This window comes from Pseudomonas sp. C6002 (assembly GCF_013385805.1).
Lineage (GTDB): Bacteria > Pseudomonadota > Gammaproteobacteria > Pseudomonadales > Pseudomonadaceae > Aquipseudomonas.
On record NZ_JACAPH010000004.1, the window covers coordinates 44,015 to 61,012 of the forward strand.

General features: G+C 62.5%; 13 protein-coding genes. 10 read left to right on the forward strand and 3 right to left on the reverse strand.

All coding sequences use genetic code 11. The features are described from left to right. Position 1: 1 nt before the first annotated feature. Both argS and HX817_RS01445 read right to left on the reverse strand, forming a co-directional pair. Positions 2–1,738: an arginine--tRNA ligase gene (gene argS, locus HX817_RS01440; RefSeq protein ID WP_003209327.1), complete on the reverse strand. Its 1,737-nt coding sequence runs from the start codon at positions 1,736–1,738 to the stop codon at positions 2–4. A 234-nt stretch (positions 1,739–1,972) separates the two neighbouring features. After that, the gene (locus tag HX817_RS01445; protein ID WP_177039676.1) at positions 1,973–4,192 is read right to left on the reverse strand and encodes a primosomal protein N'; all 2,220 of its coding nucleotides are present in this window, start codon (positions 4,190–4,192) and stop codon (positions 1,973–1,975) included. A gap of 297 nt (positions 4,193–4,489) precedes the next feature. Between HX817_RS01445 and rpmE the strand changes: the two genes are divergently transcribed. The 3 genes from rpmE (at position 4,490) to HX817_RS01460 (ending at position 7,000) form a co-directional block, all read left to right on the forward strand. Then, on the forward strand, positions 4,490–4,720 hold the full coding sequence (gene rpmE, locus HX817_RS01450) for a 50S ribosomal protein L31 (RefSeq protein WP_003209330.1): 231 nt from the start codon (positions 4,490–4,492) through the stop codon (positions 4,718–4,720). Positions 4,721–4,761: 41 nt separating this feature from the next. Next, a complete protein-coding gene (locus HX817_RS01455) occupies positions 4,762–5,550 on the forward strand; it encodes a thermonuclease family protein (RefSeq protein ID WP_087692534.1) in 789 nt (262 codons plus the stop codon). A 181-nt stretch (positions 5,551–5,731) separates the two neighbouring features. Next, a complete protein-coding gene (locus HX817_RS01460; protein ID WP_003209334.1) occupies positions 5,732–7,000 on the forward strand; it encodes a malic enzyme-like NAD(P)-binding protein in 1,269 nt (422 codons plus the stop codon). A gap of 191 nt (positions 7,001–7,191) precedes the next feature. Here the strand turns inward: HX817_RS01460 and HX817_RS01465 are convergent, their stop codons facing one another. Beyond that, positions 7,192–9,648, reverse strand: coding sequence for a penicillin-binding protein 1A (locus HX817_RS01465; protein WP_371316571.1), 2,457 nt, complete (start codon positions 9,646–9,648; stop codon positions 7,192–7,194). 220 nt (positions 9,649–9,868) lie between these two features. Here HX817_RS01465 and pilM point away from each other — a divergent pair, with 220 nt between their 5' ends. The 7 genes from pilM to HX817_RS01500 all read left to right on the forward strand — a co-directional run bounded on the left by pilM (position 9,869) and on the right by HX817_RS01500 (position 16,843). Beyond that, positions 9,869–10,522, forward strand: coding sequence for a type IV pilus biogenesis protein PilM (gene pilM, locus HX817_RS01470; protein ID WP_177039677.1), 654 nt, complete (start codon positions 9,869–9,871; stop codon positions 10,520–10,522). Next, entirely contained in the window at positions 10,522–11,073 is a 552-nt protein-coding gene (locus HX817_RS01475) for a PilN domain-containing protein (protein WP_102367941.1), read from the forward strand. Before pilM ends, HX817_RS01475 begins: the two co-directional genes overlap by 1 nt. Beyond that, on the forward strand, positions 11,070–12,095 hold the full coding sequence (locus tag HX817_RS01480) for a pilus assembly protein PilP (protein ID WP_177039678.1): 1,026 nt from the start codon (positions 11,070–11,072) through the stop codon (positions 12,093–12,095). The genes HX817_RS01475 and HX817_RS01480 overlap by 4 nt, the downstream gene beginning before the upstream one ends. A gap of 69 nt (positions 12,096–12,164) precedes the next feature. Beyond that, entirely contained in the window at positions 12,165–13,502 is a 1,338-nt protein-coding gene (locus HX817_RS01485; protein ID WP_177039743.1) for a type IV pilus secretin PilQ, read from the forward strand. A 4-nt stretch (positions 13,503–13,506) separates the two neighbouring features. Beyond that, positions 13,507–14,025, forward strand: coding sequence for a shikimate kinase AroK (aroK, locus tag HX817_RS01490; RefSeq protein ID WP_003209345.1), 519 nt, complete (start codon positions 13,507–13,509; stop codon positions 14,023–14,025). Between the two features lie 147 nt (positions 14,026–14,172). Continuing rightward, positions 14,173–15,273 carry a 3-dehydroquinate synthase gene (gene aroB, locus HX817_RS01495; protein WP_003209346.1) on the forward strand — a complete coding sequence of 367 codons (1,101 nt, stop codon included), beginning with the start codon at positions 14,173–14,175 and terminating at the stop codon, positions 15,271–15,273. A 10-nt stretch (positions 15,274–15,283) separates the two neighbouring features. Further along, the gene (locus HX817_RS01500; protein ID WP_003209350.1) at positions 15,284–16,843 is read left to right on the forward strand and encodes an SPOR domain-containing protein; all 1,560 of its coding nucleotides are present in this window, start codon (positions 15,284–15,286) and stop codon (positions 16,841–16,843) included. The last annotated feature ends 155 nt before the right edge of the window (positions 16,844–16,998 follow it).

The following is a 16,998-nucleotide window of genomic DNA, read 5'->3' on the forward strand; positions in this document are numbered from 1 at the left end:
CTTACATACGCTCCAGAGTTTCCAGGCCCAACAATTCCAGGCCTTGCTTGAGGGTCCGTCCTGCCAGTGCGGCGAGGCGCAGGCGGCTCTGCTTTTGGGCTTCGTCGTCTGCGGTCAGGATCGGGCAGTTCTCGTAGAAGCTGGAGAACAAACCGGCGACTTCGTACAAATAGGTGCAGAGGATGTGCGGTGTGCCTTTTTCGCCGACGCTGTTCAGCACTTCGCCGAATTGCGCCAGTTTGGCGGCCAGCTCCTGCTCGTGTGGCGCCTCAAGGTTGATCTGGCCTTCGACTTCGCTGAAGTCCTTGCCGAGCTTGCGGAACACACCGGCCACCCGCGTGTAGGCATACAGCAGGTACGGCGCGGTGTTGCCTTCGAAGTTGAGCATCAGTTCGAAGTTGAAGCTGTAGTCGCTGGTGCGGTGCTTGGACAGGTCGGCGTATTTCACCGCGCCAATCCCCACGACGCGGGCGATGTTGCGCAGGTCGGCTTCGGCCAGCTCCGGGTTCTTTTCCTTCACCAGGTTGTAGGCGCGGTCCTGGGCTTCGTTCAGCAGGTCGATCAGCTTCACGGTGCCGCCGTCACGGGTCTTGAACGGGCGGCCATCGGCGCCGTTCATGGTGCCGAAGCCCATGTGTTCCATCTGCATCGGGTGGGTCACGAAACCGGCGCGGCGCGCCACTTCGAACACTTGCTGGAAGTGCAGGGCCTGGCGCTGGTCAACGAAATACAGGGCACGGTCGGCTTTCAGCACGCCGCTGCGGTAGCGCACGGCGGCCAGGTCGGTGGTGGCGTAGAGGTAGCCGCCATCGGCCTTGACGATGATCACCGGCAGCGGGTCGCCGTCGGCGGTCTTGAATTCTTCGAGGAACACGCACTGCGCGCCGTTGCTTTCAACCAGCAGGCCCTTGGCCTTGAGGTCGTTGACCACGTTGATCAGGTCGTCGTTGTAGGCGCTTTCGCCCATCACGTCGGCCATGGTCAATTTGACGTTGAGCAGCTCGTAGATTTCCTGGCAGTGGGACAGCGAGATCTCGCGGAAGCGGCCCCACAGTTCCAGGCATTCGGCATCGCCGGCTTGCAGCTTGACCACCAGGCCACGGGCGCGGTCGGCGAATTCTTCGGATTCGTCGAAACGCTTCTTGGCGGCGCGGTAGAAGTTCTCCAGGTCCGACAGCTCGTTGCTGGTGATCGGGTTTTCCTGCAGATAGGCCATCAGCATGCCGAACTGGGTACCCCAGTCGCCCACGTGGTTCTGGCGGATCACGTCATCGCCGAGGAACTCCAGGACCCGCGCCACGCCGTCACCGATGATGGTGGAGCGCAGGTGGCCCACGTGCATTTCCTTGGCCAGGTTCGGTGCCGACAGGTCGATGGCCACGCGCTGTGCCGGGCCGGCCTTGCGCACGCCGATTTTCGCGTCGGCCAGGGCCGCGTCCAGGCGCGAAGCCAGGGCCTGGGTGTTCTGGAAGAAGTTGATGAAGCCTGGGCCGGCGATTTCAGCCTTGGTCACCTGAGGGTCGGCCGGCAGCGCGGCGATGATTTTTTCCGCCAGGTCGCGCGGCTTCAGGCCGGCCGGCTTGGCCAGCATCATCGCGATGTTGCTGGCGAAATCACCGTGGGTCTTGTCGCGGGTATTTTCCACCTGGATCGCCGGCGTCAGGCCTTCAGGCAACACACCTTCGTTGACGAGTTGGGTGAGGGCTTGTTGGATCAGCTGGCGAATGGTGTCTTTCATGGTGTTCTCTTTCGACCGCAAGCGGTGGCGCGCGATGCGCAGGTGGAAAAACTGGGCATTATCCGTGGCGAGGGCGGGCTTGCCAACCTTCGCGGGACCTTGACGGACGATTAACCTGTGGCGAGGGAGCTTGCTGTGGCGAGGGAGCTTGCTCCCGCTGGAGTGCGTAGCGCTCCCGGCTTTTTTGGGGCTGCTACGCAGCCCAGCGGGAGCAAGCTCCCTCGCCACAGGGGGTTAGTACAAATCTACCGGGTCTACGTCCAGCGACCATCTCACTTGTCGCCCGCTGGGCATTTGCTCCAGCGCAAGTAACCAGCTGCTTAATAAACGATGCAGCGGCGCGCGGGCGCTGGCTTGCAAGAGTAGCTGGGCGCGGTAACGCCCGGCGCGGCGTTCCATCGGTGCTGGCACCGGGCCCAATAGCTCGATGCCGGTCAGACCCAGTTCCCCCAGCAAACGTTCAGCCTCGCTGCACGCTTCATCCAGGAAACCTTCGGCCTGCCCCGGCTTGTGCGCTTCGGCCCGCAGCAGCGCCAGATGCGCAAACGGTGGCAAACCTGCCGAGCGTCGCTCGCTCAAGGCCTGTTCGGCGAAGGCAAAGTAGCCTTGTTCTGTCAGTTGAATCAGCAGCGGGTGGTCGGCCAGGTGCGTCTGGATGATCACCTTGCCCGGCTCTTCGGCCCGCCCGGCCCGGCCTGCGACCTGCACGATCAACTGCGCCATGCGCTCGCTGGCGCGAAAATCCCCGGAGAACAGCCCGCCGTCGGCATCCAGGATCGACACCAGGGTCACCCGTGGGAAGTGATGCCCTTTGGCAAGCATCTGCGTGCCCACCAGAATGCACGGCCGGCCCTTCTGGATCGTGGCGAACAACTGATTCATCGCGTCCTTGCGCGAGGTGCTGTCGCGGTCGACCCGCAGCACCGGGTAATCCGGGAACAGGATGCCCAGTCGTTCTTCGGCGCGCTCGGTGCCCGCGCCCACCGGTCGCAAGTCGACTTTGCCGCACTGCGGGCAGTGCCGCGGCACCCGTTCCACATGGCCGCAGTGATGGCAGCGCAACTCGCCGGAGCGCTGGTGCACGGTCATTCGCGCATCGCAGCGATTGCACTCGGACATCCAGCCGCAGTCGTGGCACAGCAGCGTCGGCGCAAAACCCCGGCGGTTGAGGAACACCAGCACTTGCTGGCCCGCCGCGAGGGTTTGCCCGATGGCTTGCTGCATCGGCCCGGAAATGCCGCTGTCCAGCGGGCGACTTTTTACATCCAGGCGCAGGAAGCGGGGCTGCTTGGCACCGCCGGCACGTTCATTGAGACGCAGCAGGCCGTAGCGCCCGGTGTAGGAGTTGTGCAGGCTTTCCAGGGACGGCGTGGCCGAGCCCAGCACAATCGGGATGTTTTCCTGGCGGGCACGCACCAGCGCCAGGTCGCGGGCGTGGTAGCGCAGGCCTTCCTGCTGTTTATAGGAGCCGTCGTGTTCTTCGTCGATGATGATCAGCCCGGGATTTTTCATCGGGGTGAACAGCGCCGAACGGGTGCCGATAATAATGTCGGCCTCGCCGTCCCGGGCGGCGAGCCAGGATTCCAGGCGCTCGCGGTCGTTGACCGCCGAGTGCACCAGGGCGATGCGCGCGTTGAAACGCTGCTCGAAACGCGCCAGGGTTTGCGGGCCGAGGTTGATCTCGGGGATCAGCACCAGTGCCTGTTTGCCGGCTTCGAGGGTTTCGCGGATCAGTTGCAAATAGACTTCGGTCTTGCCGCTGCCGGTGACGCCCGCCAGCAGGAACGCGTGGAAACTGTCGAAACCGGCGCGAATCGCTTCATAGGCGGCACGTTGTTCGGGGTTGAGCGGCAGTTCCGGCTGGGCCAGCCAGTGTTCGTGGCGCTCGCCGGGAGCATGCTTGCGAATCTCCACCTGCACCAGGCCCTTGGCCAGCAGCAAGTCCAGGCTGTCCTTGCTCAGCATCAGCTTGCTTAACAGCTGATGGGCGACGCCGTGGGGATGCTGGGCCAGGGTTGCCAGGGCTTCACGCTGGCGCGGGGCGCGGGCGATGCGCGGGTCGTCCATGCGCGCCCCCGGGACCATCGACCAGAAACGCTCCTGGCGCGCCTCGGCCAGTTCGCCCTGGCGCAACAGCACCGGCAGCGCCCAGCTCAAGGTGTCGCCGAGGCTGTGCTGGTAATACTGCGAGGTCCACAGGCACAGCTTGAACAGCGCAGGCGGCAGCGGCGGCGTGCTGTCGAGGATGGCCACGGCGGGCTTGAGCTTCTCGGCGGGCACTTCGCTGTGATCGGCGACTTCCACCAGGATGCCGATCATCTCCCGCCGGCCAAACGGTACCCGTACGCGCATGCCGGGCTGCAACTGCGACCGCAATACGCCAGCAGGAGCCCGATAATCGAACAGGCGGCGCAGGGGCGAGGGCAGGGCGAGGCGCAAAATGGCGTCGGGCACGCGGGGGTTCTCATATGACGGGCGGCGAAGAAGGGCGGGAGCCTAGCAGACCAGCGGTGGATGTGGGAGCCGGGCTTGCCCGCGATAGTATCGACACGGTGCACCTGAGGCACCGCAGCGCCTGCATCGCGGGCAAGCCCGGCTCCCACAGGGCCTTGTGTATGCCGCGCTTTTCTGATGAAAGGGGCCGTTGTGCTTCTTGCGCGTTTAAAAAGGTCTGGTAGAATCCGCGGCCTAATTACGTGCGGTATTCAACAATAGTGTTGATTGGCGGCACGCTAGCCTGAGGAATACACCATGAAAGCCGATATCCATCCAAACTATGTTGCCATCGACGTTACCTGCAGCTGCGGTAACAAGTTCGAAACCCGTTCGACTTTCGGCAAAGCTCTGCCAATCGACGTGTGCAACGAGTGCCACCCGTTCTACACCGGTAAGCAGAAGACTCTGGATGTTGGCGGCCGTGTTGACCGCTTCAAGACCCGCTTCGGTGCTTTCGGCGCTAAAGCTGCTCCTAAAGCCGAGTAAGGCTGGTCCGCTTGGATGGCCTGTATGGCTTGTCCTCGCTGATGAAAAAGGCGTCCCTTGTGGGCGCCTTTTTTGTGTCTGCGATTTGGCTGGCGCCCGCCCAGGCCGAGGTGTTCTGCCCGGCGCCCGGCGATGTCGCGACCTTCGACGTGCAGCGGGTAGTGGATGGCGACACCGTGCGCCTCAAGGATGGCCGCAGCATACGCATGATCGGCGTCAATGCCCCGGAAACCGGCAAGCAGGGGCGCACTGACGAGCCCTTCGCCGTGGCTGCTCGCGAGCGCCTGCAAAGTCTGGTGGACGCGAGCGGTGGGCGCGTTGGCGTGGTGCCCGGACGGGAGAGCAAGGACCGTTACGGCCGCACCCTGGCCCATCTCTACGGTGCCAATGGAGCAAATCTGGAAGCGCAGTTGCTCGCCGAAGGCCTTGGCTTCCAGGTGGCGGTCGCGCCGAATGTGGAACTGGTGGCCTGCCAGCAAGCCGCCGAACGCAGCGCCCGGCAGGCCCGGCTGGGGGTGTGGCGCCGGTCACCGGTGGTCGATGCGGCGAAGATCCGGCGCTCGGGCTTTGCGGTGGTCAGCGGTCAGGTGAACAAAATCGAACGCAATCGCGGCGGAGTCTGGATTGAGTTGCAGGGCTCACTGGTACTGCGCATTGCACCCAATCTGGTGGGCCGATTCGACAGTGCGCTGTTGAAAGGTTTGCAGGGCCAGTCCATCGAAGCCCGCGGCTGGGTGCTGGACCGCTCCCGACGCGGCGGCCTGGAAAAGGGCCAGGCACGCTGGCTGTTGCCACTGACCGATCCCGGCATGCTCGAGCAGGCGCCGTAAGAAAAAATTGTAGACATTTTTCAGGTCGATTGTGAACAGTTGAGCCCTTGTATCCCGTGGCTCTTGGCCAAAAGTCGTAGGGCAGGGCCCTTGACACCTGTGACTGCCCAGTCTTGTGGGGACTTTGCGACACGCGTATCCTCGGCGGTCCGTCGACCAACAGTAAAAGCGGAATGCCGATATGTCTGATTTGAAAACTGCCGCTCTCGAATATCATGCCCATCCTCGTCCAGGAAAGCTGAGTGTAGAGCTCACCAAAGCCACTGCCACCGCCCGCGACCTGTCGCTGGCCTACAGCCCTGGCGTTGCCGAGCCCGTACGTGAAATCGCCCGCGATCCTGAACTGGCCTACAAGTACACCGGCAAAGGCAACCTGGTTGCAGTGATCTCTGATGGCACCGCGATCCTCGGCCTGGGTAACCTCGGCCCATTGGCTTCCAAGCCAGTCATGGAAGGTAAGGGCGTGCTGTTCAAGCGCTTCGCCGGCATTGACGTATTCGATATCGAAGTCGATTCCGAGAGCCCGCAGGCTTTCATCGACACCGTAAAGCGCATCTCCATCACCTTCGGTGGCATCAACCTGGAAGACATCAAGGCACCTGAGTGCTTCGAGATCGAAAAGGCCCTGATCGAACAGTGCGACATCCCGGTATTCCACGATGACCAGCACGGCACCGCGATCGTTACCGCAGCCGGCATGATCAACGCCCTGGAAATCGCCGGCAAAACCCTTGGCGAAGCCAAGATCGTTTGCCTGGGCGCCGGCGCTGCGGCCATCTCCTGCATGAAGTTGCTGGTGAGCATGGGCGCCAAGCTGGAAAACATCTACATGGTCGACAGCAAGGGCGTTGTGCAGTCCGAGCGTACCGACCTGAACCAGTACAAGGCGATGTTCGCGCATCCGTCCTCCAAGCGTACCCTGGCTGACGCCCTGGACGGTGCAGACGTGTTCGTTGGCCTGTCCGGCCCGAACCTGCTGAGCGCCGAAGGCCTCAAGTCCATGGCCGCCAACCCGATCGTGTTCGCGTGCTCCAACCCGGATCCGGAAATCTCCCCGGAGCTGGCCCACGCCACCCGTAGCGACGTGATCATGGCCACCGGCCGTTCGGACTACCCGAACCAGGTCAACAACGTACTGGGCTTCCCGTTCATCTTCCGTGGTGCCCTGGACGTTCGCGCCAAGCGCATCAACGAAGAGATGAAAGTCGCGGCCGCCAACGCCCTGCGCGAACTGGCCAAGCTGCCGGTTCCTCAGGAAGTGTGCGACGCCTACGGCGGCATCAAGCTGGAATTCGGTCGTGAGTACATCATCCCGAAACCAATGGATAAGCGCCTGATCACCCTGATCTCCGATGCCGTGGCCAAAGCCGCAATCGAGACGGGTGTGGCCACCCTGCCGTATCCGAAGAACTACCCGCTGCAAAGTGTGGATGATGTGTTCAACGGCTAAGCCGTTGTAGCGCACCACCAAAAAGCCCCGGCTCTTGCGAGTCGGGGCTTTTTTTGTGGCTGGCAATTGGCTCGAGCCTGGCGGTGATCCAACTGTGGGAGCGGGCTTGCTCGCGAAGACGGTGTGTCAGTCGGCCCATGTGAGCCTGATGCTCCGCTTTCGCAAGCCCGCTCCCACATTGGAACTGCGTGTTAGAACAAGTCGATCGGCGCCGCCTCGTCCGCCGGCAGCGGGCTGCCCGGTGCAACACCATTGCCCAGCTCGTTGACCGACGGCGGCGTGTCCTCGCTCTTGAACAGCTCGAAGTACGCATTCGGCGTGCTCGGCGCTGCTGCACGGCCGCTGACCGGGTCGATCCGTAGGCTCAGGATGCCTTCCGGTTCCGGCTGGGTATGCAGCGGCATATCCTTCAGCGCGGCGCCCATGTAGCTCATCCAGATCGGCAGCGCGACGGTGCCGCCGAACTCCCGGCGACCGAGGCTTTCCGGCTGGTCGTAACCAGTCCATACGGTGGTCACGTAGTCGGCGTTGTAGCCGGAGAACCAGGCATCCTTGGAGTCGTTGGTGGTACCGGTCTTGCCGGCGATATCGGCACGGCCCAGGGCCAGGGCGCGACGCCCCGTACCTTTCTTGATCACGTCTTCCAGGATGCTGTTGAGGATGTAGGTGGTACGGCCATCCACAACGCGTTCGGCTACCGCCGGCGCTTGTGGTGCGGCGGGAGCACCGGCTGCCGGGGCTTCGCCTGGCGTCGGCTCGATGGTGATGCCGCCGTTGGCCGGTGCTGCCTGGCCGTCCGTGGCCGCGACGCCATTGACCACGTCGCCCGGTACCCGTGGCGGGTTGGCGGTGAACAGGGTTTCGCCGCTACGGCTTTCGATCTTGTCGATCAGGTACGGGGTGATCTTGTAGCCGCCGTTGGCAAAGGTGCTCCAGCCGGTGGCGATTTCCATCGGCGTCAGCGTGGCGGTACCCAGTGCCAGGGACAGGTTGGGCGGCAGGTCCGACTTGTTGAAGCCGAAGCGGGTGATGTAGTCGATGGTCTTGCCTACGCCCATCGCCTGCAGCAGGCGGATCGACACCAGGTTACGCGACTTGTACAGCGCCTCGCGGACGCGGATCGGGCCGAGGAAGGTGTTGGTGTCGTTCTTCGGGCGCCAGACCTTGTCCAGGTACTCGTCGACGAACACGATCGGTGCATCGTTGACCAGGCTGGCGGCGGTGTAGCCGTTATCCAGTGCAGCGCTGTAGATGAACGGCTTGAAGCTGGAACCCGGCTGGCGCTTGGCCTGGGTGGCGCGGTTGTAGTTGCTCTGCTCGAAGGCAAAGCCGCCGACCAGGGCACGGATTGCACCGTTCTGCGGGTCAAGCGACACCAGCGCGCCCTGTGCCACGGGCACCTGGCTGAATTTCAGGCTGTCGTCCTTCTGGCGCTGCACGCGAACCAGGTCACCGACCTGGGCCACGTCCGACGGCTGCTTGGGCATCGGGCCCATGCTGTTGGTGTTCAGGAAAGGGCGGGCCCATTTCATGCTGTCCCACGACACATGCTCTTCGCCGGTGCGCGTCAGTACCTGCACGCCATCTTTCTTCACCTGGGTGACGATGGCGGGTTCAAGGCCGCTGATCGGGCGCTGTTTGCCCAGCTCGACGGTCCAGGCGCTCAGGGTCTTGCCCGGCAGGCGCGATTCAGGGCCGCGGTAGCCATGGCGCTGGTCATAGGCGACCAGGCCATCGTGTACCGACTTGTTGGCGATTTCCTGCAGGTTGCTCGGAATCGTCGTGGTCACGCGGAAACCTTCGGTGTACGCCTCGCTGCCATAGCGGCCGACCATCTCGGCACGGGCCATTTCGGCGATATACGGGGCATTCACTTCCGGGGTCGGCACGTGATAGCTGGCGTTCAGCGGCTCGGCCACCGCACTTTCGTACGCGGCCTGGTCGATCTTGCCCAGCTTGTACATGCGGCCCAGGATCCAGTCGCGGCGCTCTTTGCTGCGCGCCGGGTTGGCCAGCGGGTTGAAGCGCGAAGGCGCCTTGGGCAGGCCGGCAATCATCGCCATCTGCGCCAGGCTGGCGTCACGAATCGACTTGCCGTAGTAAACCTGCGAAGCCGCCTCGATGCCGTAGGCGCGGTTGCCCAGATAGATCTTGTTGACGTACAGCTCAAGGATCTCGTCCTTGGTCAGCTGACGTTCGATCTGCAACGCCAGGAGGATTTCCGTGGCTTTGCGGGAAAAGCTGCGTTCGCTGGTCAGGAAGAAGTTTTTCGCCACCTGCATGGTGATGGTGCTGCCACCGGATTGAATGTGTCCGCTTTTGACCAATTGCGTGGCCGCCCGCACCAGGCTGCTTGGGTCGACGCCATAGTGATTGGCGAAGTTATCGTCTTCAGCCGACAGCAGGGCGTTGATGAAATTGGGTGGAATGTCGGCGAAACGGATCGGTGTGCGGCGCATTTCGCCGAACTCCGCGATCAGTTTTTCATCGCTGCTGTAGACCCGCAAAGGAATCTGCAACTGGATACTTCTCAGGGCCTCTACGGAGGGCAAACCCGGACTAAGGTAGAGATAGGCCCCGCTGAGCACGAGCATCAGCCCGCAGACGATCGCGACAATGGAGTACCCGAAAAACTTCAGCAGACGAATCAAGGCTTTTGGATTTCCAAGGAAAAGAATGGGTTAGGCGTCGGGGCATGCACGGCAAGTGGTGGATCGACCCGGCCAGCAGATAAACGCGGGAAAAAACGCTGGGCATTAAAGCATTTTTCGGCTTCGGGCGTCATTCGCGCCGCTCATACAAGCCGACCGAATGCAGGAAGCCTGGCAGCAATCAGTCCGTAAGACAGGGAAAGTTTTGGGGAGTTTTATGAGAAAGGGATTTTTCAGGCGAAAAGCCGATGCCGTCCTGGGTATCGACATCAATGACACCGGCGTCAGGCTGGTGGAGCTGGAGGCTTCAGGCACTGGCTACAGCGTGCGGGGCTACGCCATGCAGCAGTTGCCGGCCCATGCGGTGGTCGACAGCAGCGTGGTTGATTTCGATGCCGTCGCGCAGGCACTTTCCCGGGCGCTGGTACAGGCGCATACATCACTCAGGCATGCCGCCGTGGCCGTGGCAGGGCCCTCGGTGATTACCCGCGTGCTGGAGATGGACGCGGGGCTGACGGATGCTGAAATGGTGCGTCGAATCCATGGGGAAGCAGACCAGTACATTCCTTATCCGCTGGAGGATGTGGCTATCGACTTCCAGGTGCAGGGCCCGTCGGCCCATGACCCGCAAAGCGTCGATGTGCTGCTGGTTGCCTGCCTCAAGGAACAGGTGGAGGCCCGTGAGGCGGTTTTGGCCCTTGCGGGGCTGACGACGCGGATAGTGGATGTCGAAGCATTTGCATTGGCTCGCGCGGGCAGGCAGGCTTCGGACAGCATCACGCTGGGCCGTCGTGTCGATGGCGCGCAATGGGCCGTGGATGCCCAGGGAATGGGAGTGGCCTGCGGGCTGGCCCTGAGGAGTTTCGACTGATGACACGAATCAACCTGTTGCCGTGGCGCGCAGAACGGAATGAGCGGCGGCGCAAATATTTTCTGGTGTTTTTGGCGGGGGCTGCAGCGGTGGCGCTGGCTGCGGTTTGGCTGGCAGACCAGGTGATCGACCGTGCAATCGATCGGCAGTTGGCCCGCAATAACCAGTTGAGCCAGGGTGTCATCGGGCTCGACTCGCGGATCAAGGCCATCGACGAACTGCATGAGCAGCGTCAGCAGTTGATGGAACGGATGAAAGTTGTGCAGGGTTTGCAGGACGATCGTGCGGCGGGTGCTCAGTTGCTGGACCAGTTGGCCCGTGCCGTGCCGGACGGGGTGCAGTTGCGCGAAGTGAGCGTCGACGGCGGTTCTGTTTCCATCAGCGGCACGGCCGGATCGAACCGGGACATTGCTCAGTTCATGCGAGGCCTCGAAGCTGCCGAAGACTTGGAAGCGCCCCGGCTTCAACGGGTTCGCGGCGCGCAGGAGGGCGACGACAATGGCTTCCAGTTGACGGTTCGCCATGGTCACTCGGATGAGGTGCGCCAATGAGAGGGGCGTCAGGTCTGCCAGGGCTGACGGAATCCGATATAACCCAGCTCTGCCAGAACGCCGCCAACTGGCCCTTGCCGGGCAAGGCGTTGCTGGCTGGCGCGGTGGTTTGCCTGCTGTGGGCAGTGGGCAATACCTTCTACTTGAGTGGGGCGCGGGAGCAACTGCGCCAGCTTGAGTCGCAGGAAGTGGCGCTTGAACAGCAGGTCGCGCTGAAAACCGTCCAGGCTGCCGGCCTGGAGTCCCTGGTCCGCGAACTCGAAACAATGCGAGGCCATTTCGCCAACCTGTTACGGCGGCTGCCTGCCGACACCCAGGTACCCGGCCTGCTTGAAGATATTGGCCGCCTGAGTGCCGCCAATGGCTTGGTGCTGGAGGCCATCGAACTTCGGGATGACCAGCCTCGCGCCCTGTACATCGAATCGCCCATGCAGATTGGCGTCACCGGGACTTTTCACGACCTGGCGGCGTTCATCAACGGCATGGCCAGCTTGCCGGGAATTGTCACGGTGCATGACTTGGCATTCAGTCCTGTCGATCCCTCGGTGTTGCATCTCAGTCTGGTAGCCAGGACCTATCGTCACAACCGCCAGGCGGGCGATGACCTGGAGGTTGATTTGCACCCGCCGGCACAGGCTGTCGCCGAGCCCGGGCCGCAGCAAGTGGCGTACGATTTTGCAGCCTTGCGCGACCCTTTCCAGCCGCCCTCTCGCCAACTGGTTCGACCCGCCGGGCGACCGGCTGCCGGACCTGATCTCGCTAGGCCTCGCGGAATCCTCGAAGGCTTCGCCGTGGAGCAGTTCGAAATGGTCGGGACCTTGTCCCTGGGGGCTCAAACCTTCGCCCTGCTGCGCGGAGCGTCGTCTGTCCATCGGCTGGCAATCGGCGATTACCTGGGCCCGGACCACGGGCGCATCACGGCGATTCATGACTCCCATGTCGAACTGGCCGAGCTTTTCCCGGATGGCCAGGGCGCGTGGCTGGAACGCTCGCAAACCCTTGCCCTGAACGTGAACTCATAACGGAAACAAACAATGAAAAGGACTTTTTCGTCCTTCGGTGTGGCGCTATGGATAGCGTTCACGGCACCGATGGTCATGGCTGTGCCCAATCGAATCGACTTGATTCACCTGCCGACACCTGGCAATGCGCCCCTGAGTTCCGGACGCGTGGCATTCACCGGGGACAAGCTGTCCCTCAACTTCCAGAACATCGAGTTGCGCGCGGTGCTGCAGCAGATTGCCGACGTTGCCGGCCTCAATCTGGTGACCAGTGACGACGTGCAGGGTTCGATCACCCTGCGCCTCAAGGACGTGCCCTGGGACCAGGCCCTGGACCTGGTGCTGCAAACCAAGGGGCTGGACAAGCGTGTGACGGCCAATGTGCTGCTGGTCGCGCCGGCCGAGGAGTTGGCCGCCCGCGAGTTGCTGGCGATGGAGTCGCGCAAGCAAATGACTGACTTGGCACCGCTGCGCCGCGAGTTGCTGCAAGTCAATTACGCCAAGGCGTCGGACCTGGCCAAGCTCTTCCAGTCGGCCGTGGGCCTGGAAGGCGCCACCGATGAGCGCGGCTCGGTGGCGGTGGATGACCGCACCAACAACATCATCGCCTACCAGACCCAGGAGCGGCTGGAGGAACTGCGCACGATTGTGGCGCAACTGGATATTCCGGTAAGGCAGGTGATGATCGAGGCGCGGATCGTCGAGGCCAATGTGGATTACGACAAAAGCCTTGGCGTGCGCTGGGGCGGGCAACTGAATCGGGGTAACTGGGGAACTGGCGGGATCAGGAAGCCGCTGGCGGAGGGGGCCGAGCCGCCTGAAAACCCGCCCAGCTCGCCGTTTGTGGACCTGGGGGCGGTCAACGGCAGCGCCGGCCTGGGTGTCGCGTTTATCACCGACAACCTGCTGCTGGACCTGGAACTGACCGCCATGGAAAAAACCGGCAATGGTGAAATCGTTTCGCAGCCCAAGGTCGTCACCTCCGACAAGGAAACCGCGCGAATCCTCAAGGGCACCGAGATTCCCTATCAGGAGTCCAGCTCCACCGGCGCGACCTCGGTGTCGTTCAAGGAGGCCTCCTTGTCATTGGAAGTGACCCCGCAAATCACCCCGGACGGCTGGGTGATCATGGAGGTCAAGGTCACCAAGGACGAGCCCGACTACCTGAACAGGCTCAACGATGTGCCGCCGATCAAGAAAAACGAGGTCAATGCCAAGGTGCTGGTCAAGGACGGGGAGACCATCGTGATCGGCGGGGTTTTCTCCAATACTCAAAGCAAAGTGGTAGATAAAGTGCCATTTTTGGGCGATGTGCCGTATCTTGGCCGCCTTTTCCGGCGGGATGTGGTTTCGGAGAAAAAATCCGAGCTGCTGGTATTCCTGACTCCGCGTATTATGAATAACCAGGCGATTGCTGTGAGTCGTTGATTCTGTGCGAAATTTGATTCTTGTAGGACCGATGGGGGCTGGAAAAAGCACCATCGGCCGTTTGCTGGCCAAAGAGCTGCGCCTGCCATTCAAAGACTCCGATAAGGAAATTGAATTGCGCACGGGCGCCAATATCCCGTGGATCTTCGATAAGGAAGGCGAACTGGGCTTTCGCGACCGCGAGCAGGCGATGATTGCCGAACTGTGCGGCTGCGATGGCGTGGTATTGGCCACCGGCGGTGGCGCAGTGATGCGCGATGAGAACCGCCGGGCGCTGCACGCCGGCGGTCGCGTGGTTTATCTGCACGCGTCTGTCGAGCAGCAGGTGGGCCGCACCGCTCGCGACCGCAATCGCCCATTGCTGCGCACCGCCGACCCGGCAAAAACCCTGCGGGACCTGCTGACGCTGCGCGACCCGCTTTATCGGGAAATCGCCGATCTGGTGGTGGAAACCGATGAGCGGCCGCCACGAATGGTGGTTCTCGACATTCTCGAGCGCCTGGCACAGTTGCCACCCCGTTAAAGCCAGGGCCGAAATGCGCTATCCTCGGCGGCGCGTCATGACCGTCCGAGTTGTGGCGTAGAGCCATCAGGCAGCGTCAGATCCCGACGTTGCCGACAACGTTAATGTAGGGCAGGACGCCTGCTTTCATCTTCAACGCGGGGACACATGCAGACACTTAAGGTCGATCTTGGCGAGCGCAGCTACCCGATCCATATTGGCGAAGGTTTGTTGGACCAGCCCGAGTTGCTCGCACCGCATATTGCCGGGCGGCAAGTGGCGATCATCTCCAATGAAACGGTCGCGCCGCTGTATCTTGAGCGTCTGAGCCGCAGCCTGGCGGCGTACTCGGTGATCTCGGTGGTGCTGCCGGACGGCGAGGCCTTCAAGACCTGGGAAACCCTGCAACTGATCTTTGATGGCCTGCTGACGGCCCGTCATGACCGGCGCACCACTGTGGTGGCTCTGGGTGGCGGTGTGATCGGCGACATGGCCGGCTTTGCAGCCGCCTGCTATCAGCGCGGCGTGGACTTTATCCAGGTACCGACCACCTTGCTGTCCCAGGTCGATTCGTCGGTGGGCGGCAAGACGGGCATCAACCACCCGCTGGGCAAGAACATGGTCGGCGCGTTCTATCAGCCGAATGTGGTGCTGATCGACACTGCCACCCTCAATACCCTGCCACCCCGCGAGCTGTCGGCGGGCCTGGCGGAAGTCATCAAGTACGGGCTGATCTGCGACGAGCCGTTCCTGACCTGGCTGGAAGAACACGTCGACGCCCTGCGCGCCCTCGACCAGGTGGCACTCACCGAAGCGATTTCCCGCTCCTGCGCCGCCAAGGCGCTGGTGGTGAATGCCGACGAACGTGAGTCCGGCGTGCGCGCCACCTTGAACCTCGGCCACACCTTCGGCCATGCGATCGAGACCCACATGGGCTATGGTGTGTGGTTGCATGGAGAGGCCGTAGCGGCTGGCACAGTGATGGCATTGGAGATGTCGCAACGCCTGGGCTGGATCAGCGCCCAGGAGCGTGATCGCGGGATCCGCCTGTTCCAGCGCGCCGGGTTGCCGGTCATTCCTCCCGAGGAGATGACCGAGGCAGATTTTCTCGAACATATGGCAATAGACAAGAAAGTGATCGACGGTCGACTGCGACTGGTGCTGTTGCGCCGAATGGGCGAAGCGGTAGTGACCGACGATTATCCGAAAGAGATTTTACAGGCCACGCTGGGAGCGGATTACCGCGCCCTGGCCCAGCTTAAAGGTTAATAAGATCCCGATGACTAGTTTGCATGCCGACGAGGCGTTCCTCGGCCATTACCAGTTAAGCCACGACCCTTTTGCTCCTCGGGTGCCTGGTTTCAAGTTTTTCCCTGCGCAACGCAAGCCGGTGCTGGGACAACTGCACCACCTGGCGCGCTACAGCCAGTTGCTGCTGGTGGTCACCGGCCCATTGGGCAGCGGCAAGACCTTGCTGCGCCAGGCACTGGTGGCCAGCACCAACAAGCAATCGGTACAGAGCGTGGTGGTTTCCGCCCGTGGTGCCGGTGATGCGGCAGGCGTGTTGCGTCAAGTGGCCCAGGCCCTCGACGTGTCCACTGCCGAGCCGAATGCGATCCTCAAGCAAGTGGTGCAACTGGGCCTGACCGGCCAGGAAGTCTACCTGCTGGTGGATGACGCCGAGCAGCTCGACGAATCTGCCCTGGAAGCGTTGCTGGCCCTGGCGGCCGGTACGCCTGAAGGGCGCCCGCATGTGTTCCTGTTTGGCGAGTCTTCGCTGATCGCCGAGCTTGAACAGATCAGCGGCGAGCAGGAGCTGTTCCACGTCATCGAACTGCAGCCTTACGAAGAAGAAGAAACCCGCGAATACCTGGCCCAGCGGCTGGAAGGCGCAGGGCAGGGCATCGAACTTTTCTCCGCTTCGCAGATCTCTGATATTCACGAAAGCTCCGACGGCTGGCCTGGCACCATCAACCAGGTTGCCCGGGATGCCATGATCGAAGCCATGATTGCCAGCCGCTCAGCGGTAAAGCGTCCAAAGATGGGGTTTACTATGCCGAAGAAGCACGTATTGGCAATTTCTGCCGTTGTCGTGGTTGCCGTCGCCGCCGCCTGGTTGATTCCAGGTCGCAACAAGGCACCGACCACCGCTGGCGCGCCAACCGAACAGGCGCAGTTGCCACTGGGCAAGCCAACACCGAACGTTGAGTTTGCCAACTCCGGCCAACCCACCAACTTGCCAATGGTCGGCCAACCGGTGATGCGCGGCCCGCTCGCCGAAGAAGCTGGCGGCATCTCCGAAGGCGACGATGGGGTGCCGGTGGAAGGCTCCAGCGCCACGCCGCCGACCGTGACCACCACCGCGCCACCTGCGGGCGTGCCAGCCGGTCAGCCAGCGGCCAAGCCGACGCCAGCGCCAGCCCAGGTCGCCACCGCCAAGCCTGCGCCTGTTGCCAAGCCGGTCGCCCCGGCGCCTGCGGCCAAACCGGCTCCAGCCGCCAAGCCTGCCGAAAAACCGGCCGTCGTGGCCAAGGCCGCGACTGGCGCTGCCGGCAGCAGCTGGTATGCCAGCCAGCCTACCGGTAACTTCGTGGTGCAGATCCTCGGCACCAGCTCCGAAGCCAACGCCCAGGCGTTCGTGAAAGAGCAGGGCGGCGAGTACCGTTATTTCAAGAAAGTGCTCAACGGCAAGCCTCTCTACGTGATCACTTACGGCAACTTCTCCAGCCGTACAGCAGCGGAATCCGCTATCAAGGCCTTGCCAGCGAAGGTTCAGGCTGGTAAACCTTGGCCTCGCACTGTCGCCAGCGTTCAACAAGAACTGGCAACAACTCGCTGAAGATCCGGCGGCCTTACCCAGGCCGCCCTCTCGGCACCTCAAAAAAAACAACACAGCGTGCAGCCCTGAAGGCCGCGCGCTTTGTGGTGTCTGCGTCACAGTGGCTTTTGAGTCGTAGCGGTCAAAATTAAAAAAGTTTTGACTAGCACAGCATA